Consider the following 24,235-nt stretch of genomic DNA (forward strand, 5'->3'; position numbering starts at 1 on the left):
ACTTGTTGGCGAGGCGATTGACTCGGTGTGTCAGGCGGGGCGTCTCGCGAACAAGTTCGCTCCTACAGGGTTCGGGCCGTGTGCGGCGGGCTAACAAACCTCCTGCGGTGACACCTCTGTAGGAGACAACTTGTTGGCGAGGCGATTTACTCGGTGTGTCAGGCGGGGCATCTCGCGAACAAGTTCGCTCCTACAGGGGTTCGGGCTGTGTGCGGCGGGCTAACAAACCCCGTGCGGTGACCCCTCTGTAGGAGACAACTTGTTGGCGAGGCGATTGACTCGGTGTGTCAGGCGGGGCGTCTCGCGAACAAGTTCGCTCCTACAGGGGGCCGGGCTGTGACATCTGACCGCCCCGACCAAAGTCGCACGCGCCATCTTCTGCGCATCTGCTAATTTCATCTGTGTTCCCAACCCCCATAAAAACAATCACAGGGTTCCACGGATGACCGAGATAAATGGCCAGGCCTCGCGCCGCGATTATGTACAGCAGCACGCCGAGGCTTTAGTTGATCCCGTCGCTTATTGGGCTGAACAGGCACAGCACATCGCCTGGTATCGCAAGCCTGAGCAAACGCTGGAGGCCATGGGTGATGGCACCCATCGCTGGTTCGCCGACGGCCAGTTGAACACCTGTTACCTGGCGCTGGATTACCAGATCGAGTCCGGTCGCGGCGAGCAGCTCGCGTTGATTTACGACTCGCCAGTCACCAATACCGAGACGTCCTACACCTACCACCAACTGCGCGACGAAGTGGCCCGGCTCGCGGGGTTACTGCGCAGTTTGGGGGTGGGGAAGGGCGACGGCGTCATTCTCTACATGCCGATGATTCCCCAAGCGGCCATGGCCATGCTGGCCTGCGCGCGTCTGGGTGCGGTGCATTCAGTGGTGTTCGGTGGGTTCGCTGCCCATGAGCTGGCGCTGCGCATCGACGACATCAAACCCAAATTGCTGCTGACCGCGTCTTGTGGCCTGGAATTCGACCGAGTCATCGCCTACAAGCCCTTGGTGGACAAAGCGCTGGATCTGGCCAGACACGCACCCGACCACGTGCTGCTGTGGCAGCGTCCGCAACTTCAGGCCGACCTGGTCGAAGATCGAGATGTGGATTGGGCCGCGTCACTCGTAGGGGCCGATGCTGTGGATCCGGTCCCTGTGTCCAGCCTTGATCCGCTCTACATCCTCTACACCTCCGGCACCACCGGTAAACCCAAGGGCATCGTGCGTGAAAACGGCGGGCACGCGGTCGCCATGCTCTACACCTTGCGCACGATTTACGGGATGCAGCCGGGCGATGTCTGGTGGGGGATATCCGATGTCGGTTGGGTGGTCGGGCACACGCTGATCGTCTACGCGCCGCTGATCGCTGGCTGCACCACAGTGTTCTACGAAGGCAAACCGATTCGTACCCCGGATGCCGGCGCTTATGGCCGGATCATCGAGCAATACAAGGTCAACGCACTGTTCTGCGCGCCAACAGCCATCCGCGCGATCCGAAAGGAAGATCCGCAGGGCACGCTACTCAAACGCTATGACATGAGTTCGCTGCGGCAATGGTTTCTGGCGGGCGAAAAGCTCGATTCCAGCACTCACCAGTGGCTCGAACAACTCACCGGCAAACCGGTGCTCGACCACTGGTGGCAAACCGAGACGGGCTGGCCGGTCACGGCGCCATGCCTGGGGCTGGAGGGGCATCGGGCAGGCGTGGGTTCCAGCAATCGGCCGGTGCCGGGTTATGACGTGAAGGTCGTGAATGAAGAGGGCCAATTGCTGGAAGCCGGGCAAGAGGGGTTCATCGTGATTGCCCTGCCGCTGCCCCCCGGTTGTAGCCAGACGTTGTGGAACGATCACCCGCGTTTTGTGCAGTCCTACCTTCAGGCATTTGCGGGCTATTACCACACTGGCGACGGCGGTTATGTGGATGCGGACGGCTTGGTCTACATCATGGGGCGCACCGACGATGTGATAAATGTCTCCGGGCATCGCCTGTCCACCGGCGAAATGGAAGACCTGGTCGGACAACACGCAGCAGTTGCCGAAAGCGCAGTGATTGCCACCTTCGACGAGATCAAAGGCCATGTGCCGCTGGCTTTGGTGGTGCTCAAGGACGGCGTGCCGCACACGCCCGAGCAAGTCCAGCGGGAACTGGTAGCCCACGTTCGCGAGCATATTGGCGCGCTGGCGTGTTTCAACAAAGTGGTGCTGGTCAAGCGGTTGCCCAAGACCCGCTCCGGCAAGACCTTGCGCGCAGTCTTGCGCAAAATCGCTGATGGCGAGGCCTACGGCATGCCGCCCACCATTGATGATCCGGCGATATTGCTGGAGATCGCCGAAGCCTTGAACCGACCCGCTCCGGCATCAAACCCGTAACGGACTCAAGTTAGTTGTATCGGCGTCGATACAGAGGATGGACACACGAGGAACTCAACAGGGACGTCACCGGTTATGACCAGCATCAGCGCAGTCAACCAAAGCCAGACATTGGCGCTTAAACCGTCAGCCAGTCTGCCGCCTGCAGTAAACGATAGCGCCGTAGCCGAATCAGCGGCGTCGCCTGCATCCGTGGTGATAATCGGCGATGATACCAGCGTCCAGGTGCCGGTTTATTCAGCCCGAGGTCTGCTCCCGTTGGGCGGTACAGCCCTGGCCTGGGAGTCCGACGCCACCGACAATGTGTCGAAGGCGATGGCCAGCAATTTCAATACCTCATCGACATTCGGCAGGTTCCGCGGCCTGGGGGCTGCGATGTTGGAACAGTTGGCCGCGAACGGAAAAGGCTTCTCCCAGTCGCTGATGAAAACCAGCGCCACACCGGACGCTGCCGCGTTGTCGGCAGCCCAATCCAAGCTGCACAGTAACGCTGACAACAGCGTCACACTGACGATCCAGACTGCCAGCGGTGCAACCGTGTCCTTGAGCCTGACCAATCAGGCCAACGGGCTGGCAGTGTCGGCTGATGTGACCGGCGGCGAGCTGACCGATGAAGAACTCGCAGGACTGGCCGCGCTGGCTGATGGCTTTGAGTCGGCTATCGCTGGATTCACCGGCGAGCCGCCGAGCCTTGATCTGAGCAAACTGACCCAGTACGACGCCGATGTGTTCTCGTCCGTGGACCTTCAGGGTTCGCTCAAACTCAGCGGAGACAGCGTACAAACCCTGAGCTTTCATGCCGACAGCAGCACCCGCTCGGTCAACATGAGCGGCCCGCTGGGGCAGCTGCAAATGGCCGTAGACCTGAAAAACTCGGCCATCATCGGCGATGAAGCGCAGCAGGCGAAAGCGTTGCAGAGCTACCTCAAACAGTTTGACTCAGCTCGCCAGCGGGGCCACGGCGATACGCAGCTGATGACCTTGTTCACAGACACCTTCAAAGCGCTCAACAGCCACTATCCCGAAGCGAGCCGCACGGCAACAGCACCGCAGACGGTCAACTCGATCAGTCTGACAGATGTCGATCATGCGATGCTCAGCGGGCTGGCCGATTTCACCGCTTCGGTCACCCAAAGCGTGCAAGCGAGCAACCCCATGCGTCCCGACGAGCTGGACGCTTTCGCCTACAAGGTCTCGCAGTCCAGTGAAAGCAAAGGCAGCAACCCGCTCAATCGCACTCTGGAGCAGCATCAACAATCGCAATTGACGGCCAGTTATCACCAGGCGCTGTACCCCGGCTCATCCCTGCGGATGGGCATGGACGCGGAGTCGCAGAACTATGCCTATTACCAGATTGAAGACAGTGCCAGCAGCTCGATGAGCATGACCTACGACAAAGGCAAACTGATCGAGGCCGCAGTGTCCAGGTCTGCCAGCCAATCGACCCGCGTCACCAAATACGAGCTGGGGCACTTGATCGAAGACACGCTGACCCCGGAGAAGTCCTCAGAGCAGCGCAGCTTCACCCAGTTGATTGAATCGGCGTTGCAGGAAGACAGAAAATCCAGGGTCCAGACTGGACGCTCGAGCTTGCTGGACGCGCTGACGGCGATTCACGATCAAGTGATGCAGCCAGCGCGGATTTGAAGAGTGGCGGTTGAGGCGCGCGGGGTGGTTTGAGCATTTCCGCCCTCGGGGCCAGTCCATCTTGGCTCGGATTCAGATCGGATGATTCAACGCCTCACGCGCTGCCTGCGCCGCCGGATCATCCGCCGGGCCGACCATGGCGTAGTTGTAGCCGCTGCCGGACCAATAATCAGCCTGCAACTCGCCGTCACGACGACTGCCCCGTGGCAACAAGTGGTTATGCTCGCCGGGCGGGCGAATATAGAAACTCAAAGTGCGGCCCTGTGCATCTCGGTACACCACCATGGCACCGGCGCCTTGTTCGGTCGGGGTCAGACGGCCACTGACCGGCTTGAAACCTGCCGCCGCCAGATCAGGCAAACGGTTCGCCTGGGCGAAGTTGCTGTCCAGCCAGCCTTGGGCATCGCTCACTTTGGTCGGGCTCCAGTCGCTGGCCATGTCGTCTTTCACCGCGAACATACGGTATGCCTGCACGGCGTCGGCCATGGGCAAGGTGCTGGTGGCCAACGTCATTTCCCGCGCCTGCCAACCACTCAATCCTCCCACGCTCACGGCAATCAGCAGTACCGCAGCGGTCGCGTAATGCCGGGTGCGGTTGCGTCGCAGGCGTTGGCGAATGAACCCAGGGTCAAGCTCGGGATTCGCGGCGCGGTGCAGCTCGCCACTGAGGGCGGCGCGCAGGCTTTGGGCATCGCGTTGCCAGGCAAGGACTTGCTCTGACACCTCCGGGTTAGCCGCCAGATAAATGTCCATGGTCGTCTGGTCGGCTTCGTTGAGCTGGCCGTCGACGTAGGCGTGCAGGTCGCGTTCGCTGGGGGGCAGAGTGATCATTTCAGTATCCGCAGGGCAGGGGTGGTGATTTCGCCTTCGCTAAGCAGACGCAAGGCCTGACGCGCGCGAGACAGGCGGGACATGACAGTGCCCACCGGGACATCAAGAATTTGGGCGCATTCGTTATAGCTCAAGCCCTCGACCGAGACCCATAGTAATAAAGCCCGCTGTTCGGTGTTAAGCCGCTCGAATGCCTGTAACGTCGATCGTGCGACCACCGTACGTTCAACCGATGGCTCGAAATGGTCGTCCTTGCCACCGGTGAACAGCTCTAGCATGCGACTGTAGCGACGAGAGCGGCGATGCGCATCGAGAAATTGTCTATAAAGAATGGAGAACAACCAGGCACGCAGATCACCTTCGGGGCGTTTGCCGCCCCACGATGACAGTGCTTTTTCAAGGCTCGATTGCACCAGATCGTCGGCGCTGCTCGGGTCGCGCGTCAACGATACGGCAAAGCGGCGCATGCGCGGCAGCACTTCTCTGAGTTGTTCGTCCAGCTCGTTCATGGTCAGGTTCCAGGTCATCCAGCGGGATGATTCAAATCGTGTGACCAGAAAGACGCATGCCGCCGAAGGTTATTCCACGCTCATAAAAATAAATATCACATCGTGGAATAGATGCACCGCAGGAACGTCCACCTTCAATACCGTGATTAGAGGCCAAAGGCCCGGAGTTTTCCCTATGATTGAGCGCGAACCACCGCAGCACTCGAAACCGCCCCTCAGTACTTCGCAGATATTAATACGCCTGGCCGGGATCGGCGCCGTGGTCGTGGTGATTGCTGGCGCTTTTGCCTACGTCAACGGCACGCTTGACCCCCAGCGCCTGACGCCTGCGCGCGTCGTCGATACCTTCGAGCACAACAACGGTCTGTTCCCCGGCTACCGCCGCAACCACCCGAAAGGCACCTGCGTCGCCGGGTATTTCGAGAGCAATGGATCAGCAGCTACGTTGTCCAGTGCGCAAGTGTTCGGCGCCGGACGAACTCCCGTGATCGGCCGGTTCGCACTCCCTACTGGCAACCCGAACTCTCCTGACAACGCTGCGCCGATCCGCAGCCTGGCCCTGCAATTCACCCAGCCCAACGGCCAGCAGTGGCGAACGGGCGTAAACAGTATGCCGCTGTTTCCAGTGGGTACTCCGGCTGCCTTCATTGATCTGCAGAACGCGACGGCAGCCGACCCGAAAACCGGCAAGCCTGACCCGGCCAAGCCGCCGGCATTCTTCGCGGCGCACCCAGAAACCGCGCCGTTTCTGGCGTGGATAAAGACGGCCAAACCGTCGGCCAGCTACGTTACCGAAACCTACAATTCGGTCAACGCCTTTGTGCTGGTCGCCGCCGATGGCAAGCGTCAGGCGGTGCGCTGGAGTGTGGTGCCGCAGAACCAGGATTCTCTGGTGGCGCCCACGCCTCAGGACAAGGACTTCCTGGAGAAGGACCTGGCCGAAAAACTGGCTGCAGGCCCGCAGAAATTTAGCCTGGTGCTGACGCTCGCCAACGCTGGTGATCCCACCAACGATGCCAGCAAGGCGTGGCCGGCCGATCGCAAAACTGTGAATGCCGGGACTTTGGTCCTCGACAAGAGCCAGCCGCAGTTGGACGGCGATTGCCGGGATATCAACTACGACCCGCTGGTGCTGCCAAGCGGCATCGAAGGTTCGGACGATCCGTTGTTGGCCGCGCGCTCTGCGGCGTATGCAGCCTCATACGAACGTCGCACCCGTGAAGTGAATCAGCTCAAAGCCGCACCTGCACAGGAGAAACAACCATGAGTGCTCCGACGTCTCATTTCGCACCCCTGGCGCGACTGCTGCACTGGCTGATGGCGTTGATGGTAATTGCCATGTTGTTCATCGGCGCGGGGATGGTGGCTTCGATTTCCGAGCGGCATGAATGGCTGTTGAATATTCACAAGCCACTGGGCATCGCGATTCTGGTGCTGGTGGTTGTGCGCTTGATCGTGCGGTTCTCGACCCAAACCCCACCGTTGCCAGCTGACCTTCCCGCCTGGCAAGCGCTCGCGGCGAAGCTGTCGCATTACGTGCTTTACGCGCTGATGCTGGCGATGCCTTTGATTGGCTGGGCGATGATCTCGGCGGCGGGGGACCCGGTGATGTTGGGGCAAAGCGTGCGTTTGCCATCCATTGTCGGCGCAGACGCTGCAACCTTTGCCTGGCTGCGCGGCGCGCACCGGTACCTGGCGTACCTGTTCTTCCTGACCATCCTCGCGCACTTGGCTGCCGCGCTGTTTCATGGCTGGATTCGTAGGGATGAGGTATTGGGGAGCATGTTGCGCGGGCGCGATTAAGCCCTCAACCGGACACGGCGGAAGGACTCGACACTTATCTGTAGGAGCCAACTTGTTGGCGAGGCGGGGCGCAGGTGTATCAAGAAAAACGCCTCGCGAACAAGTTCGCTCCTACAGAGTGATGCAATCAACGCAACACGGACACCATCTGCGCCAACGTCGTCAGTACGTCTTTCGCCAATTGCTTCGAGCGCTCGCCGGACCATCCGGTCTGCGGATTCGGCGCGTCGTCGTTGTCCTTGAATGGCATTTCCAGCGTCAGTGCCAGGCATTTGTAACGTTCGCCCGTGCTGTTGCAGGCCAGGTTCATGTTGGCCTTGCCCGGTGCTGAGCGCGGATAACCGTAGCGGGTCTGGAAGTCTTGAGTGATTGCACTCAACCGCCCACGGAAATCAGCTTCAAGCTCCTGCTGTTTGGGCGTGTAGCCCGGATTACCTTCGCAGGCAGCTGTGAATACGTAGGGGATTTCCTCGTCGCCGTGTACGTCGAGGAACATGTCCACGCCGTACTTTTCCATCTGCTGCTTGACGAAGAACACTTCCGGGCTCAGTTCCGGGGTTGAGTCCTGCCAGGCGCGATTGAGATCCTTGCCTTGGGCGTTGGTCCGCAAATGACCATGGAACGAGCCATCCGGGTTCATGTGCGGTACCAGATAAAGGTCCGCTTGTTCCAGCAAACCGGCCAGTTCGCTGTCGTTCTGCTGCAACCGCTCGATCACGCCTTCCATGAACCACTCAGCCATGTGCTCGCCGGGGTGTTGCTGGGCGATGATCCAGATGTTGCGCTTGCCTGCAGCGCCGTCGCCTTTGCGCAGTAACTGGATGTCGCGCCCCTCGACGCTTTTGCCGGTGGCGAGCAGTTCAACGCCCGGCACACTCAACGCCTGGTCGATCAACCCTTCATGGCGCTCACGGCTATAGGGTTCGAAGTAGGCGAACCAGATGTGCGGTTGGGTGGGGGACAGATCGAAATTCAGAGCTTTGCCGTCAAAGCTGCTCGGCACGCGGAACCAGGTCTTCTGATCGTAAGAAGCGGCAGCGTTGTAACCGGTCCAGGCTCGGTTGTAGCTGGACTCACTGGCGTTGGTCAGGCTGAAACCGTGGACGTGGCCGACCTGCATCCCATCCACTTTGAAGTGGAACCACTGGAAATGCGGGCTTTTGGTGTCGGGGCGGATAGCCAGTCGGATGTGCTGCGGGTCGGTGGCGTCGATAACGGAAATGTTGCCGCTGTCGAAGTCAGCGCTGATGGAGAGCAAGTTCTGGGTCACGGAAAGGTCCTGAGTACGTTAGTGCCAACTCATGCCGCCAGACCAACGTGGCAATGAGCTGCACGGGGTCTCTGGGCTGTTATGACACTTACTTTACACGCATCGAACCCCTACGCTGCGACGTATTGTTCCGTCAAACGGCCATGGCAGATGGGTGATTGCCCGACCCTTTATGCCAGCGCTGAGATTGCTTCGGCAGTGGCCAGCAGGCCGCACAGAAACGCTGTCAGCAATAACCAGCCGATATACACCCTCCGTTTACGTCGGTGCCAACCGCTTGCGCCCATTACGGTTGAAGGCGCTTGAAGCCCGCACCACAGCTGTTCGCTGGCTTTGAAGGCAGAGAGATGGGAAAGGTCGGCATCGAGCCAGTGGCGAAATTCGATGCGCTGACTGGCAGTGGCATGAGGACTTTGCAGGTGGACGTACCAGCAATGGGCTTGGGTGGTGACCGGGTCTGCAGCGGCGTCGTTGCCGGTTTGGTCGCTGCACTGTTCGAGTACCCGCACCATGGCGCGTTCGACTGCGGCAACACTGATTTCCAGCAGCGCCGCAATGTCGGCGTAAGGGAGTCGATCAAGACGGCTTAGCAGAAAAATCTGCTGGGTGCGGCGAGGCAGTTTTTGAATGCGGCGGCGAAGCTCGTCGCTTTCCTGGCTGAGCGGTGTGTCCGGTTGCCGCGACGGCAAGCTGAACAGTGAGGCAAATTGACCCGTCATAATGATTTCACTCGCTGCGCGTCCATGTTCATCCCTTGATGAGGAGTGGGGGCATCGTCCGTGACGCATGGGCAGATTAGGCTTTATGAGAGTCATTCTCAAGTACTTATCGATGATAGTGACGTTTATTGCAAAATGTGTCGTTTTTGACCTCGCTTCCCTTCAGTGCTCGGCATTGTTTTGCTATGATCGGCCCCATCGAAACAGACCCCTCTTCATTAGCCTGAAGAAAGCAGCACCACGAACCTCGATGGCCGCAAAGGCCACGCCCAAAAAAAAGACCCGGCCTATAGAGCCGGGTCAAAAACCGTGATTAGCCTGATGAGGAGATAATCCGGAAGCCGACCTAAGGCTTCTGGGTTATCAGTCGATCTTGCGACCGGCTTGGTGCAATAGTAATCATTATCATTTGAGAGTCAAAGGTTTTTTTTAGCTGCAAACGACAAGCTTCAAGCGGCAAGCTGATCTGCGTGCGCTTGAAGCTTGAAGCTTGCAGCTGCCCTCAATCAATCGGCAACTCTGTCGTGCGTTTCACTTCACTCATCGCGATGTTGGAATGAGCCTCCTGCACATGGGGGCTTTGCAGTAGATGATCGCGCAGAAATCGCTCATAGCTGGCGATGTCCTGCACCACCACCTTGAGCAGGAAATCCATGTCGCCGGCCATGGTGTAGCACTCCAGCACCTCGGGATAGCCGATCACCGCCTCTTCGAATTCCGTCAGATAGCGTCGGCCGTGCCCCGACAGTTTTACATCGACGAATACGGTCGTGGTCAGCCCCAGTTTGGCGGGGTTGAGCAGGGCGACCTTGCGCTCGATAACCCCCTCTTCCTGCAATCGATTGATGCGCCGCCAGCACGGCGATTGCGACAGTTCCACGCGTTCGGCGATCTCTGCAGCGGAGAGGTCTGCGTCGTGTTGAAGCAGGCGCAGAATCTTGCGGTCGACGGCACTTAATTTAACCTGCATGAATTGACCCTTTTTTATTATTTAAACGAAACAGGTATGCAGGATCTGAACAGATTCACTCACATTTAGAAAGAAAAAGCCTCATCGCTACGGGCACTATTTGATCCATAAGCGCCGGGCCCACCGTCCTGGCGCCTGGGCTGGCAGACCTGCAGGTCGCCGCAGCTCACTTCATTCAAAACGCACCGTATAAAAACAAGGAGTGCATGAATGTCTTTGGCCGATATCCGTCTGGACGATAAGTACCGTCTCGCAACCGGGAATCTTTATCTGACCGGCACGCAGGCGCTGACACGTCTGCCCATGCTGCAGAAACAACGTGACGAGGCCCGAGGGCTGAACACTGCCGGCTTCATCTCCGGCTATCGCGGTTCGCCGTTGGGCAACCTCGACAAAAGCCTGTGGGACGCCAAGGAATATCTTCAGGAAAACGCCATTCACTTCCAGCCCGGCGTCAACGAAGAGCTGGCAGCGACAGCGGTGTGGGGCAGCCAGCAGGTCAATCTGTTCCCCCATGGCAAGTACGATGGCGTGTTCGCCCTGTGGTACGGCAAAGGCCCGGGAGTGGACCGCTGCGGCGACGTGTTCAAGCACGGCAACTCGGCAGGCGTTTCAGAAAAGGGTGGCGTACTGGTATTGGCCGGTGACGACCACGGTTGCAAATCCTCGACGATCGCCCATCAAAGCGAGCACGCGTTCATCGCCTCGATGATCCCGGTTCTCAACCCCAGCAATGTCCAGGAAATCCTCGATTACGGCATCATCGGCTGGGAGCTTTCACGCTACAGCGGGTGCTGGGTGGCGATGAAAACCATCGCTGAAAACGTCGATTCCTCGGCAGTGGTTGAAGTCGATCCGCTGCGTATTGAAATCCGCATTCCCGACGATTTCGAATTGCCTAAAGACGGCCTGCATATCCGTTGGCCCGATCCGCCCCTGGCTCAGGAAGCGCGGCTCAACACCTACAAAATCTACGCCGCCCGCGCATTCGCCCGGGCCAACAATCTCAACAAAGTGATGATCGACTCGCCCCAGCCGCGACTGGGTATCGTCACCACCGGTAAATCCTATCTGGACGTGCGCCAGGCGCTCGAAGAGCTCGGCATTGATGAGGACTTGTGCGCGCAGGTGGGTATTCGCGTACTCAAAGTCGGCATGAGCTGGCCGCTGGAACCAGTATCAGTGCACGGCTTTGCAGAAGGCCTTGACGAGATTCTGGTGGTCGAAGAAAAACGCAGCGTGATCGAGGACCAGCTCACCGGTCAGCTTTACAACTGGCCCGTGGATCAGCGCCCACGGGTTGTGGGCGAGTTCGATGAAGAAGGGCGCTCTTTGCTGCCCAATCTGGCAGAACTGACCCCGGCGATGATCGCCCGAGTCATCGCCAAACGCCTTGCGCCGATCTACAGCAGCCCTAAAATCGAAGCCCGCCTACAGTTTTTGCAGGACAAGGAAAAAGCCCTCGCCGCGCCACTGTTCAATACCCAGCGCATCCCGCATTTCTGCTCCGGCTGTCCGCACAACACCTCGACCCGCGTGCCAGAAGGCAGCCGCGCACTGGCCGGCATTGGCTGCCACTACATGACCATCTGGATGGACCGGGAAACCGAAACGTTCACCCAGATGGGCGGCGAGGGCGTGACCTGGATTGGCCAGGCGCCTTTCACCGAAACTCCCCACGTTTTCCAGAACCTGGGTGATGGCACCTATTTCCACTCCGGCCATCTGGCGCTGCGGGCGGCGGTCGCGGCCAAGGTCAACATCACCTACAAGATTCTCTATAACGACGCGGTGGCGATGACCGGCGGCCAGCCTATCGACGGCATTTTGCGCGTCGATCAACTGAGCCGTCAGGTGTTCAACGAAGGCGTGATGCGCATCGCGCTGGTGTCCGACGAGCCGGAGAAATACCCGAGCCGCGAAGCGTTTGCGCCGATCACCACTTTCCATCACCGCCGCGATCTGGACACGGTGCAGCGGGAGTTGCGCGAGTTCAAAGGCGTGTCTGTGATCATCTACGACCAGACCTGTGCCACGGAAAAGCGCCGCCGTCGCAAACGCGGCACGATGCTCGACCTGGACAAGCGCGCAGTGATCAACCCCGCCGTATGCGAAGGCTGTGGCGACTGCGGCGTGAAATCCGGTTGTCTGTCGGTGCTGCCTAAAGAAACGGCCCAAGGCCGCAAGCGCGAGATCGACCAGAGCGCGTGCAACAAGGATTTCAGCTGCGTCGAAGGCTTCTGCCCAAGCTTTGTGACGGTGCACGGCGGCAAGCTGCGCAAACCGCAACTGCCCAAGCAGGCATCAGCCTTCGCAGCGCTGCCCGATCCGACTCTGCCAGCGCTGGATAAGCCTTTTAATATCTTGCTATCAGGCGTCGGCGGCACAGGCGTGACCACGGTCGGCGCCATGCTCGGTTACGCGGCCAATCTTGAAGGCAAAGGTTGCAGCGTGCTGGATCAGGCAGGCCTGGCGCAGAAGTTTGGTCCGGTAGTCAGCCATATCCGCATTGCTGCGCGCCAGAGCGATCTGTTTGCCGTGCGCATTGCTGCTGGCGAAGCCAACCTGCTGTTGGGTTGTGATCTGTTGGTGGCGTCTGGCCCTGATGCGATTGCCAAACTCAACAGCGCCAAGTCCTACGCCGTGATCAACAGCCAGCAAACCCCGACGGCAGAGTTCACGCGCAACCCGGACGCGGAATTCCCGGCCGACGCGATGATGCAGACCATTCGCGACGCGGTGGGCGCTGAGAAGACCCACTTCGTTCAAGCCACCGATTTGGCGACCAAACTGATGGGTGACAGCATTGCGAGCAACCTGTTCATGCTCGGCTTTGCCTTTCAGTCAGGTTTGATCCCGCTGACGTCAGCGGCCATCGAGAAAGCCATCGAGCTGAATGGCGTACAGGTCAATCTCAATCAGCAGGCGTTCCTGTGGGGACGTCGCGCGGCGCATGACCTGCCAGCGGTGCAAGCCGCAGCTAACCCGGACAGCGTGGTGGTGGAAGATTTCCAGGCGCTGGACCTGGATCAGCGGCTGGAGAATAACGTCAAGCTGCTGACTGAGTACCAGAACAAGGCCTACGCAGAGCGTTATTTGCAGCTGGTGTATCGGGTGCGCGATGTCGAAAATCAGTTATTCCCCGGTCAGCAGCCAGCGTTGACCGAGGCGGTCGCGTTCAGTTACTTCAAACTGTTGGCCTACAAGGATGAGTATGAAGTCGCACGGCTGTACAGCAACGGCGAGTTCACCCGTCAGCTTCAGGCGCAGTTCGAGGGCGACTACCGGCTGGAATTTCATCTGGCGCCGTCTTGGCTGGCCAAGCGCGATCCGCACAATGGCACGCCGCGTAAACGTAGCTTCGGTCCGTGGATGTTGAAAGCGTTCGATGTGCTGGCCAAATTCAAGTTTCTGCGCGGGACTGCGATTGATCCATTCGGTCGCAGTGTCGAGCGCCAGCAGGAGCGGGCGCTGATCGACAGCTACGTGGCTGACATCGAGCTGATCCTGGAGCACCTGAAGGCGAGCAATCGTCACACGGCGTTGAGCCTGGCCCGTTTGCCCGAGAAGATTCGCGGGTACGGCCATGTGAAGGAAAGCGCGATGAAGGCCGCAGGTTTGCAGGCGGCGCGGATGCGTCAGAGTCTGGTGAACGGGGAAGTGGTATTGCCAGCACTGTATGAGGTCGCCGCATAAGGGATGCTGCGCTTTTAAACTGTAGGAGCGCGCTTGCCCGCGATTGCGGTGTACCAGCCAGAAGGTAGTTGGCTGATAGACCCCATTCGCGGGCAAGCGCGCTCCTACAGGGTTGGCAGTCTCCTGTAGGAGCGAACTTGTTGGCGAGGCGGCCTATCTGTGGAACTACATCTGGCCGTCTCGCCAACAAGTTGGCTCCTACAGATCCCTGCCGATTCAGAGGATTTATTGGTCCTGCAACGCCACCAACACCGTCCCCTCACTGACCATCTCGCCTTCCGCGCAATACAACGCTGTTACCACCCCCGCCTGGGCTGCCCGTACGCTGTGTTCCATTTTCATGGCTTCGAGCACGACCAATTGCGTGCCGGCTTCGACAGCCTGACCCACCTGGACCAGTACCCGAACGATGCTGCCGTTCATGGGGGCGGTCAGGCCGCCGAGTTGCCCATGGCTGGCCTCAACCGCTGCAATCGGATCAACCCGCTTGACCGCGTGCAACTCGCCATGCCACTGAAGATACAGCGTATCGTCCCGGCGAATTGCCCGATGCTGGCGGCGTACGCCGTTATGCTCGATGGTCAATTGCTCGCCGTTGAGTTCGATGTGCGCCGCATCCAGGCTTCGCAACTGAACCTTCTGTTGCTCAGTGCCACACGTCAGGTGCAGATCAACCTCGTTGGGCAGGCCAAGCCGCAGACCATCAAGCGTTGACCACGGCGAATGAACGTCATCGTCGCGCACGCGCGGCCGGGTACTTTCCCGAAATCCCTGGGCAGCCGCGTGCCAGAAATCAACCGACAGTTCCTGCGGCGCTGGCAGCAAATCAGCGTGATAACGGGGAATGAAATCGGTGTCCAGCTCAGCGGCAGCGAACGCCGGATGCGCGATGATGCGGCGCAGGAACGCCAGATTGCAGCGCAGCCCGCCAATGGCAAATTCATCGAGCATCGCCAATAGCCGCAAACGCGCCTGCTCGCGGTTCTCGCCCCAGGCAATCAGCTTGCCGAGCATCGGGTCATAAAACGGCGACACCACGTCGCCCTCGGCAACGCCGCTGTCTACCCGGCGACCTGGCCCCGGCGACGATTCGCGGTAGATCTCCAGGGTGCCGGTGGCAGGCAAAAAGTCATTGCTCGGGTCTTCCGCATACAGGCGCACCTCGATGGCGTGCCCAATCAGCGGCACCTGCTCCTGAGTGATCGGCAGCGCTTCCCCTTGGGCCACGCGAATCTGCCACGCCACCAGATCAAGGCCAGTGATCGCCTCGGTAACCGGATGCTCGACCTGCAGGCGCGTATTCATCTCCATGAAGAAGAATTCGCCTCGGGCATCCAGCAGAAACTCCACCGTGCCCGCGCCGACATAGCCGATGGCCTGGGCGGCACGTACCGCTGATTCACCCATGGCGCGGCGCAGCTCGGGGCTCAGGCCGGGGGCGGGGGCTTCTTCGACGACTTTCTGGTGACGACGCTGTATCGAGCAATCACGCTCGTTGAGGTACAAGCAGTTGCCGTGCTGATCCGCGAAGACCTGAATCTCCACGTGACGCGGCTTGAGCACGTACTTTTCGACGAGCATGCGCGAATCGCCGAACGAGGATTGCGCCTCACGTTGCGCCGAGGCCAGCGCCTCTGCCAGATCCTCATCGCGTTCGACTACCTTCATGCCTTTACCACCGCCACCCGCCGTGGCTTTGAGCAACACCGGGTAGCCGATTTTCGCAGCCGCCGTGCGGAACGTCTGCGCGTCCTGGGCCTCGCCGTGATAGCCCGGCACCAGTGGTACACCGGCCTTTTCCATCAGGGATTTGGCGGCGGATTTGCTACCCATGGCGTCGATGGCCGAGGCGGGCGGGCCGAGGAAGATTAATCCGGCCTGTTCGATGGCTCGGGCGAAACCGGCGTTTTCCGATAAAAAACCGTAACCGGGGTGAATCGCCTGGGCACCGCTAGCCTGTGCGGCAGCGATCAGTTTGTCGATCAGCAGATAGCTGTCGGCGGCTTTGCTGCCACCCAGATCGACGCAGATGTCAGCCTCGCGGGCATGGCGCGCATCGCGATCAGTGGCGCTGTGCACGGCAACGGTGGTGAGGCCCATGGCTTTGGCGGTACGCATCACGCGGCAGGCGATTTCGCCGCGATTGGCCACCAGTAGGGTATTCAGAGTTACGGGTTTGACGGCGCTCATTCGGGCGAATCCCCATTTTTATTGTGCTGTTGCCAAGCGGGTGGGCGTTTTTGCAGAAAGGCGCGCAGGCCTTCCTGGCCTTCTGGGCTGACGCGAATCCGCGCGATGGCGTTCTCACAGAAGCGCCGACGTGCCGGGGTCAGTTCGCCGTTGCCCATTTCCCGCAGCAGATCCTTGCTGGTGCGCATGGCCTTGGGGCTGTTGAGCAGCAAATTGTCGACCCAGCGCTGCACCTGCGGCTCAAGCTCGGCTAGCGGGTAACACTCAGCCAGCAGGCCAATTTCCCGGGCGCGCAGGCCGTCGAAACGCTCGGCGGTCAGTGCATAGCGGCGTGCGGCGCGCTCACCGATGGCCTGCACCACGAACGGGCTGATGACCGCAGGCGCCAGGCCGATGCGCACTTCGGACAGACAAAACTGCGCGTCCTCGGCGCCAATCGCCATGTCGCAACAGCTGATCAGGCCCAGCGCACCTCCGTAGGAGGCGCCCTGAGCAACGGCCAGGGTCGGGATCTTCAGGCGCGCCAGGTTGTACATCAGCTCGGCCAGTTCCTGAGCGTCACGCAGGTTGGTGTTGTAATCCAGATTGGCCGATTCCTGCATCCAGGCCAGATCGGCACCAGCGCTGAAGTGCTTGCCACGCCCGCGCAACAGCAGGAAACGCAGCGTCGTATCGGCCTGTAATTGGTCCAGCGCGATGATCAACTCGCGAATCATCAGCGCGTTGAAGGCATTGTTTTTCTCTGCGCGGTTCAGCCACAGCGTGGCGAAGCCCCGTGGGTCGTGCTCTACCTGGACAGTTTCAAATTCAGTCATGGTCAGTCCCTGGATTACATTCGGAAGATGCCGAACTGCGTGGGCTCGATGGGGGCGTTGAGCGACGCGGAGAGCGCGAGGCCCAGGGCGTCTCGGGTTTGCGCCGGGTCAATGACGCCGTCATCCCACAGCCGAGCGCTGGAGTAATACGGATGGCCCTGGGTGTCGTACTGATCGAGGATCGGTTGCTTGATGGCGGATTCTTCGTCGGCGCTGAATCCCTGGCCACTGCGTTCGGCCTGCTCGCGCTTGACCTGCACGAGCACGCCAGCCGCTTGCTCGCCGCCCATGACGCCGATCCGTGCGTTGGGCCACATCCACAGAAACCGTGGGTCATAAGCGCGGCCGCACATGCCGTAGTTGCCCGCGCCGAAACTACCACCGATGATCACCGTGAATTTCGGCACTTTGGCGCAGGCCACCGCGGTGACCAGCTTGGCGCCATGCTTGGCGATGCCGCCAGCTTCATATTTCTGCCCGACCATGAAGCCGGTGATGTTTTGCAGGAACAGCAGCGGGATGCCGCGCTGACAGGCCAGTTCGATGAAATGCGCGCCTTTCTGCGCGGCTTCCGCGAACAGAATGCCGTTGTTGGCAAGAATCGCGATCGGATAGCCGTGCAGATGGGCAAAGCCACACACCAGCGTGGTGCCGAACAGGGCTTTGAATTCATCGAACACCGAGCCATCCACCAGGCGCGCGATGACTTCGCGCACGTCGTAGGGCTGCTTGGGATCAGCTGAAATCACCCCGTACAACTCGTCACTGGCATACAGCGGGGCAATCGGGGCGCGCACTTGCAGTTGACCCTGTTTGCGCCAGTTGAGATTGGCAATGCTGCGTCGGGCAAAGGCCAGCGCGTGTTCGTCGCTTTCGGCGTAGTGGTCGGCCACACCTGAGATCTTGCAGTGCACGTCGGCGCCGCCCAAGTCCTCGGCGCTGACCACTTCGCCGGTGGCCGCCTTCACCAGCGGCGGCCCGGCAAGAAAGATCGTCGCCTGATTGCGCACCATGATCGCTTCGTCGGCCATTGCCGGCACGTAAGCGCCGCCCGCCGTGCAGGAACCCATCACCACAGCGATCTGCGCGATGCCCTGAGCGCTCATGTTGGCCTGATTGAAGAAGATCCGCCCGAAGTGCTCTCGGTCCGGAAATACTTCGTCCTGGCGTGGCAGGTTGGCGCCCCCCGAATCCACCAGATAAATACACGGCAGGCGGTTTTGCTGGGCGATGGTCTGGGCGCGCAGGTGTTTTTTCACCGTGAGCGGGTAGTACGAACCGCCTTTTACCGTGGCATCGTTGGCGATGATCATGCATTCGACGCCTTCGACCCTGCCGATACCTGCGATCAGACCGGCAGCGGGCACGTCTTCGCCATACACCCCATGAGCCGCCAGCGGGCTGATTTCAAGAAACGGCGAGCCGATATCCAGCAGCCGATTGATACGTTCCCGAGGCAGTAACTTGCCTCGGGACGCATGGCGCTCCTGCGCTTTAGCGCCACCGCCTTGCTGAACCTGATTGAGCAATTGGCGCAGGGCATTGACCTGGCTGTGCATGGCTTCGTGATTGGTCGCGAACTCCGAAGAGCGCGGGTTGATCTGAGTCGTCAGAATTGCCATGGAAATTACTCCGAGAGAAAAGTCGAGGCCGCACGGCAGATGCTTTTACTTGCAGCTTGTCGCTTGGGGCTTGCAGCTCGCCCCATCCTCACTTCGTTTCATTGAACAGTTCGCGCCCAATCAACATCCGGCGGATTTCGCTGGTCCCGGCACCGATTTCGTAGAGCTTGGCATCGCGCAATAAACGGCCCGCCGGGAATTCATTGATGTAGCCATTGCCGCCAAGGATCTGGATCGTGTCCAACGCCATTTGCGTGGCGCGTTCGGCGGAATAGAGGATGACGCCAGCGGCGTCCTTGCGCGTGGTTTCGCCACGCTCGCAGGCTTGCGCCACGGCATAGAGGTAAGCGCGACTGGCGTTGAGCTGGGTGTACATATCAGCGACCTTGCCCTGAATCAGCTGAAATTCGCCAATGCTCTGGCCGAATTGTTTGCGGTCATGGATGTACGGCAATACCACGTCCATGCAGGCCTGCATGATCCCGGTCGGGCCGCCGGAGAGCACGACCCGCTCGTAATCCAGGCCGCTCATCAACACCTTCACGCCGCCGTTCAACGCGCCGAGCAGGTTTTCTTCCGGGACTTCGACGTCATCGAAGAACAGCTCGCAGGTGTTGGAGCCGCGCATGCCGAGCTTGTCGAACTTGCTGCCACGGGAAAACCCTTTCCAGTCGCGTTCGACGATGAACGCGCTGATGCCGTGGGGACCTTTTTCCAGGTCGGTCTTGGCGTAGATCACGTAAGTATTGGCGTCGGGGCCGTTGGTGATCCAGGTTTTGCTGCCATTGAGCACGTAGCGGTCGGCGCGCTTGTCGGCCCGCAGTTTCATCGACACTACGTCGGAGCCTGCATTAGGCTCGCTCATGGCCAACGCGCCAATGTGTTCGCCGGAAATCAGCTTGGGAAGGTAGCGGGCTTTTTGTTCGGGATTGCCGTTGCGATTGATCTGGTTGACGCACAGATTCGAATGCGCACCGTAGGACAACGCTACCGACGCCGAACCGCGACTGATTTCTTCCATCGCCACCACGTGGGCCAGATAACCCAGCCCGGCGCCGCCATATTCTTCGCTGACAGTGATTCCCAAAAGCCCCATTTCGCCGAACTTGCGCCACATGTCGGCGGGGAACAGATTGTCTCGGTCGATTTGCGCAGCGCGTGGGGCAATCTCGGCGGCTACGAAGTGCTGGACTTGATCGCGCAGCATGTCGATGGTTTCGCCGAGGGCAAAGTTTAGGCTTGGGTAGTTCATGGCGCTGGAATTCCCTGTTGTTTTTGGCGTGCTGGCGGGCAGCAATATTGGGTATCACCTTTACGTTAACGTAAGCCTTGGGGCGAGGCACTGTCAACGGGGATAACAAGCGGATAGGGAGGAGGGGATTGGAAAAGCCTTTGGACCAGACAGCACGAAGGGGAGCCAAGGCTCCCCTTCAAGTTTTTGCTACATGCTCTTTTTTGTTTTTAGGCGGTCTGTTGTTGTTTTTGGCAACCGGCCTTTTTTGGTTTTTGAGCGACCCCCAACCGGGGTTAAGAGCAAACGTATTTTTTTGAGCGCTGATGCTGCTTCTACTGCCGCTCGATGAGAGCAACTGTCCAACCAGTTCGGGAGCTACCTGAGGGTAGTTTTATTGTTCTCTGCCCGGTTGTGAGGCCAAAGCCTCGAAAAGCGATCCACTCCAAAAAAATCTGTTAGCTGCGTCTCTGTCCGTGTTGTTCTTGTTATGTCAGAGCCGATACGTTTTGTTTTTATTGGGTTACTGCAGTTTGTTATTTTTGTTATGCCTGAGACATAGCAGATGCCGTGCCAATTTTTACAAAGCCTTTGAAAACAGTCACTTGGTTCATCAAGTGGGATACAAGACCGCCCGTAAAGGCTAGCGTTTGTTTCCGAGTTACCCGTTTAACGACTTTCAATGCCAGTGAGGGTAACACTGTGTGACAAGTTGTCGCACCATCAAACCGACAGACGTGCCTTCGCTACCCGCGATCCGTTGCTACGCTTTAAGGCCTCGCATATACGCTGGCCCGCCAAAATCAGCTTGTCCAGGTCAATACCGGTGTCGATTCCCAAGCCGTTGAGCATGTACAAAACGTCCTCCGTCGCAACGTTACCGGTCGCACCTTTGGCATAGGGACAGCCGCCAAGCCCTGCGACAGAGCTGTCGAACACCTCAATCCCTTCCAGCAGACCGGCATAGATATTGGCGAGCGCCTGGCCGTAGGTGTCGTGAAAGTGCCCGGCCAATTGGCTGCGCGGGACTTGCTGGCCCACTACCTCGAACAACCGTCGTGTCTCACCTGGAGTGCCTGTTCCGATGGTATCGCCGAGCGAAACTTCATAGCAGCCCATCGCTACCAGTTCCTTGGCCACGGCCGCCACCTGATCGGAGGGGACATGGCCTTCATAGGGGCAGCCGAGCACGCATGACACATACCCGCGCACCTTAATGCCGTGCAAACGCGCAGCTTCCATCAGCGGAATAAATCGTTCCAGGCTTTCGCTGATCGAGCAGTTGATGTTGCGCTGTGAGAAGGCTTCCGATGCTGCGGCGAACACGGCAACCTCTTGAACCCCTGCGGCCAGGGCGTCCTCCAACCCTCTCAAATTGGGCGCAAGGGCTGCATAGGTAACGCCGGATTTGCGCTGGATCTGTGCAAACACCTCGGCCGAGCCTGCCATTTGGGGCACCCATTTGGGTGAGACAAAACTGCCCACCTCGATATAGCTCAGGCCGGCCTCGCTTAGCGCGTCCACCAAAATCACCTTGTCGGCAACGCTGATCGGTTGGGATTCATTTTGCAAACCGTCTCGTGGGCCGACTTCAACCAAGCGAACGTGGGTGGGAAATGACATGGCGTCTATCGCTCCGGAACTTGATTTTTATTTTTGGTTTCATTCGTAAATTATTGATTTACATCAGCTTTGCAGAGCGCGTGCTTGCAGCGTTCTTCAGCAGTATCTAGCTCAAGCTGCATTTGCTGAATATCAAGCAATTGTTGATCAAGCTGCGCTCGGCGCTCGGTGATTTTGCCGAGCATGGTGGTGAGCTGTTTGTGATTGCCACCCTCCGGATCGTATAGCGCGATTAAATCCCGGCACTCGGCAAGGGAAAACCCAATCCGTTTGCCACGCAGTATCAACCTCAGCGTGACCTTGTCCCGCCCCGTATAAATGCGCTCCTGCCCACGTCGTTCGGGCGTAAGCATGCCTTGTTCTTCGTAAAAGCGGATGGTACGGGTGGTGATGTCCAGCTCCCGAGCCAGGTCGGAAATGCTGTATGTCTGGGTAGTCATGGGGGGAAGGGCTCAGACGCTAATGGCGAAGGGCTAAGCTACGGCGCACTTGACGTTAACGTCAAGCGGCCGGTGTAAAGGAGGCCAGCCCAATCCTGAGCTGCTTTTTCTAGAATTCACTTTAACTAAAATATTATTCTCTAATTTCAAACATATACATCATATTAATCAGGCTGTTTCGAGCTTCTTGTCATTGGCAGTGACCCACTGACACAGCTCAATCATCTGCTCGCGCATCCATCGGTTCGCCGGGTCCTGGTCCGTACTCTCATGCCAATACAGATGACTTTCCACGCTGGGCACGTCATTTACCGGCAGGTAAACGTAGTGCAAGTCGTTGCGGCGGGCGAAGCGCTCTGGAACGGTCATCACCATGTCCGTCTGCTGCAGCACTTGCGAGGCCATCAGGTAATGCTGCGAGCGCAGGGCGATCTTGCGCTGAATGCCCATCTTTCCAAGCGCAAGGTCAACGTGGCCCAAGCCAGCGCGGCGGCTGGAGATATGAATGTGGGTCAGTGCCAGATAGTCATCGAGGGTGATCGGACTCTTGCTGGCCAGCGGATGGCCCTTGCGCATGGCGCAGACGTATTTGTCTTCCATCAGCTTGACGTGACGCACCTGAGGGTCGGTGTTGAGTGGGGCGTCGATGGCGAAATCCAGTCGGCCCGCGGCCAGTTCCTTGGTGGTTTCGCGACGTTTGGACAGAAAGCTTTCGATGACCACCGCAGGCGCCAGACGCCGCAGCCGTTGAAACAGCGAGGGCAGAATCACCGCTTCGGTCAGGTCGGTCATGCTGATGCGGTAGTTCTTGTTGGCCTGCAGCGGGTTGAAAATCCGGCTTTCCTGCACCGAGACACGCAGCAATGACAGCGCGTTGCGCACCGGGCCGATGATGTTCTGCGCCATCGGCGTTGGCACCATGCCTTGAGCGGTACGCACGAACAGCGGATCGTTAAAGGTTTCACGCAAGCGCGCCAGTGCATTGGACACCGCAGGCTGGGTGATGCCGACGATCTGACCGGCGCGGGTCAGGTTGGCTTCGGTGTAGATGGCGTCAAAGACAATAAAGAGATTGAGATCGACCTTGCTCAGGTTCATTGCTGCGCGCCTCGTGCTGTTTTTGTTTTGGTTGAATCGCCCGATCATATATCGGTTATGAATGTTTATACACGCCGAGAATAGGTTAGATAAATGGTGGGGCGTGTTCTAGCATCGCTAACAAGACTTAAATAACCTCCCAGAAGGTAGCTGCCGATGGATTTCGCTTACTCCCCCAAGGTTCAGGCGCTGCGCGAGCGCGTGACGGCGTTCATGGACGCTTACGTTTACCCCGCAGAACCCGTTTTTGAACGCCAGGTGGCTGAAGGTGATCGCTGGCAGCCGACTGCAATCATGGAGGAGCTCAAGCTCAAGGCTAAGGCTGAAGGGTTGTGGAACCTGTTTCTGCCGGAATCGGAGTTCGGCGCTGGTTTGACTAACCTTGAGTACGCGCCGTTGGCGGAAATCATGGGCCGATCACTCCTGGGGCCGGAGCCGTTCAACTGCTCGGCGCCAGACACCGGCAACATGGAAGTACTGGTGCGTTATGCCAGCGAGAGCCAGAAGCAGCGTTGGCTGGAGCCTTTGCTGCGGGGCGAGATTCGATCGGCCTTTGCGATGACTGAGCCTGACGTTGCGTCCTCAGATGCCACCAACATGGCCGCCCGCGCTACCCGTGACGGAGACAATTGGGTCATCAATGGCCGCAAATGGTGGACATCCGGCGCCTGCGATCCCCGCTGCAAGATCATGATTTTCATGGGTTTGAGCGATCCGGACGGTCCGCGCCATCAACAGCACTCAATGATTCTGGTGCCCACCGACACGCCGGGCGTGAAAATCGTCCGCCCGTTGCCGGTCTTCGGTTACGACGATGCACCACACGGTCATGCCGAAGTGCTGTTCGAGAACGTGCGTGTGCCGTACGAAAACGTACTGCTGGGGGAAGGGCGTGGCTTTGAAATTGCCCAAGGACGTCTGGGCCCTGGCCGGATTCATCACTGCATGCGCTCGGTAGGCATGGCCGAGCGGGCGCTGGAGCTGATGTGCAAGCGCTCAGTGCAGCGCACGGCCTTCGGTCGTCCGTTGGCAAGGCTCGGTGGCAATATCGACAAGATCGCTGATTCGCGCATGGAAATCGACATGGCCCGGCTGCTGACACTGAAAGCGGCGTACATGATGGACACGGTGGGCAACAAGGTCGCCAAAAGTGAGATCGCGCAGATCAAGGTGGTCGCGCCTAATGTCGCGCTGCGGGTGATTGACCGGGCGATTCAGATCCATGGGGGGGCGGGGGTTTCAGGCGATTTCCCGCTGGCTTATATGTACGCCATGCAACGCACGCTGCGGCTGGCCGATGGCCCGGATGAGGTTCACCGCGCGGCGATTGGCAAACATGAGGTTGGCAAATACGTGCCCCGGGAAATGATGCGCAGTGAGCCCCGTTAATTAGATAGCACTCC

General features: G+C 59.1%; 18 protein-coding genes. 6 read left to right on the forward strand and 12 right to left on the reverse strand.

Annotated features, from left to right (window positions below; genetic code table 11):
• Positions 1-442: 442 nt before the first annotated feature.
• Together ACWKV9_RS15650 and ACWKV9_RS15655 are read left to right on the forward strand one after the other, a co-directional pair.
• On the forward strand, positions 443-2,368 hold the full coding sequence (locus ACWKV9_RS15650; protein WP_483837029.1) for a propionyl-CoA synthetase: 1,926 nt from the start codon (positions 443-445) through the stop codon (positions 2,366-2,368).
• A gap of 75 nt (positions 2,369-2,443) precedes the next feature.
• On the forward strand, positions 2,444-4,015 hold the full coding sequence (locus ACWKV9_RS15655; protein ID WP_483837030.1) for a lactate dehydrogenase: 1,572 nt from the start codon (positions 2,444-2,446) through the stop codon (positions 4,013-4,015).
• 72 nt (positions 4,016-4,087) lie between these two features.
• Here the strand turns inward: ACWKV9_RS15655 and ACWKV9_RS15660 are convergent, their stop codons facing one another.
• Together ACWKV9_RS15660 and ACWKV9_RS15665 are read right to left on the reverse strand one after the other, a co-directional pair.
• Positions 4,088-4,846, reverse strand: coding sequence for an anti-sigma factor family protein (locus ACWKV9_RS15660; RefSeq protein ID WP_483837031.1), 759 nt, complete (start codon positions 4,844-4,846; stop codon positions 4,088-4,090).
• The gene (locus tag ACWKV9_RS15665; protein ID WP_483837032.1) at positions 4,843-5,355 is read right to left on the reverse strand and encodes a sigma-70 family RNA polymerase sigma factor; all 513 of its coding nucleotides are present in this window, start codon (positions 5,353-5,355) and stop codon (positions 4,843-4,845) included. The genes ACWKV9_RS15660 and ACWKV9_RS15665 overlap by 4 nt, the downstream gene beginning before the upstream one ends.
• 175 nt (positions 5,356-5,530) lie before the next feature.
• On the opposite strand from ACWKV9_RS15665, the gene ACWKV9_RS15670 reads away from it, so the two are divergent.
• Both ACWKV9_RS15670 and ACWKV9_RS15675 read left to right on the forward strand, forming a co-directional pair.
• Positions 5,531-6,622 carry a catalase family peroxidase gene (locus ACWKV9_RS15670; RefSeq protein ID WP_483837033.1) on the forward strand — a complete coding sequence of 364 codons (1,092 nt, stop codon included), beginning with the start codon at positions 5,531-5,533 and terminating at the stop codon, positions 6,620-6,622.
• Positions 6,619-7,158, forward strand: a complete 540-nt coding sequence (locus ACWKV9_RS15675; protein ID WP_483837034.1) for a cytochrome b — start codon at positions 6,619-6,621, stop codon at positions 7,156-7,158. Before ACWKV9_RS15670 ends, ACWKV9_RS15675 begins: the two co-directional genes overlap by 4 nt.
• Before the next feature lie 127 nt (positions 7,159-7,285).
• On the opposite strand, the gene ACWKV9_RS15680 is transcribed toward ACWKV9_RS15675, so the two are convergent.
• From ACWKV9_RS15680 to ACWKV9_RS15690, 3 genes are all read right to left on the reverse strand, one after another.
• A complete protein-coding gene (locus tag ACWKV9_RS15680) occupies positions 7,286-8,428 on the reverse strand; it encodes a M14 family metallopeptidase (RefSeq protein ID WP_483837035.1) in 1,143 nt (380 codons plus the stop codon).
• Between the two features lie 170 nt (positions 8,429-8,598).
• Positions 8,599-9,147 (reverse strand): sigma factor-like helix-turn-helix DNA-binding protein, encoded by a 549-nt coding sequence (locus ACWKV9_RS15685; protein WP_483837036.1) that lies wholly within the window; start codon positions 9,145-9,147, stop codon positions 8,599-8,601.
• 502 nt (positions 9,148-9,649) lie between these two features.
• On the reverse strand, positions 9,650-10,117 hold the full coding sequence (locus ACWKV9_RS15690; RefSeq protein ID WP_483837037.1) for an Lrp/AsnC family transcriptional regulator: 468 nt from the start codon (positions 10,115-10,117) through the stop codon (positions 9,650-9,652).
• 210 nt (positions 10,118-10,327) lie between these two features.
• Between ACWKV9_RS15690 and ACWKV9_RS15695 the strand changes: the two genes are divergently transcribed.
• Positions 10,328-13,813, forward strand: coding sequence for an indolepyruvate ferredoxin oxidoreductase family protein (locus ACWKV9_RS15695; RefSeq protein ID WP_483837038.1), 3,486 nt, complete (start codon positions 10,328-10,330; stop codon positions 13,811-13,813).
• Positions 13,814-14,038: 225 nt separating this feature from the next.
• Here the strand turns inward: ACWKV9_RS15695 and ACWKV9_RS15700 are convergent, their stop codons facing one another.
• From ACWKV9_RS15700 to ACWKV9_RS15730, 7 genes are all read right to left on the reverse strand, one after another.
• Positions 14,039-16,003, reverse strand: coding sequence for an acetyl/propionyl/methylcrotonyl-CoA carboxylase subunit alpha (locus ACWKV9_RS15700; protein WP_483837039.1), 1,965 nt, complete (start codon positions 16,001-16,003; stop codon positions 14,039-14,041).
• Positions 16,000-16,818: a gamma-carboxygeranoyl-CoA hydratase gene (locus ACWKV9_RS15705; protein WP_483837040.1), complete on the reverse strand. Its 819-nt coding sequence runs from the start codon at positions 16,816-16,818 to the stop codon at positions 16,000-16,002. The genes ACWKV9_RS15700 and ACWKV9_RS15705 overlap by 4 nt, the downstream gene beginning before the upstream one ends.
• A 14-nt stretch (positions 16,819-16,832) precedes the next feature.
• Positions 16,833-18,440: a carboxyl transferase domain-containing protein gene (locus ACWKV9_RS15710; protein WP_483837041.1), complete on the reverse strand. Its 1,608-nt coding sequence runs from the start codon at positions 18,438-18,440 to the stop codon at positions 16,833-16,835.
• A gap of 88 nt (positions 18,441-18,528) precedes the next feature.
• Positions 18,529-19,692 carry an isovaleryl-CoA dehydrogenase gene (locus tag ACWKV9_RS15715; RefSeq protein ID WP_483837042.1) on the reverse strand — a complete coding sequence of 388 codons (1,164 nt, stop codon included), beginning with the start codon at positions 19,690-19,692 and terminating at the stop codon, positions 18,529-18,531.
• A gap of 702 nt (positions 19,693-20,394) precedes the next feature.
• On the reverse strand, positions 20,395-21,294 hold the full coding sequence (locus ACWKV9_RS15720; protein WP_483837043.1) for a hydroxymethylglutaryl-CoA lyase: 900 nt from the start codon (positions 21,292-21,294) through the stop codon (positions 20,395-20,397).
• A 50-nt stretch (positions 21,295-21,344) separates the two neighbouring features.
• Positions 21,345-21,734, reverse strand: a complete 390-nt coding sequence (locus tag ACWKV9_RS15725) for a MerR family transcriptional regulator (protein ID WP_483837044.1) — start codon at positions 21,732-21,734, stop codon at positions 21,345-21,347.
• Positions 21,735-21,902: 168 nt separating this feature from the next.
• Positions 21,903-22,832, reverse strand: coding sequence for a LysR family transcriptional regulator (locus tag ACWKV9_RS15730; RefSeq protein ID WP_483837045.1), 930 nt, complete (start codon positions 22,830-22,832; stop codon positions 21,903-21,905).
• A 156-nt stretch (positions 22,833-22,988) separates the two neighbouring features.
• Here ACWKV9_RS15730 and ACWKV9_RS15735 point away from each other — a divergent pair, with 156 nt between their 5' ends.
• Positions 22,989-24,221, forward strand: coding sequence for an acyl-CoA dehydrogenase (locus tag ACWKV9_RS15735; protein WP_483837046.1), 1,233 nt, complete (start codon positions 22,989-22,991; stop codon positions 24,219-24,221).
• Positions 24,222-24,235 lie beyond the last annotated feature (14 nt).

Source organism: Pseudomonas corni, from assembly GCF_057128765.1.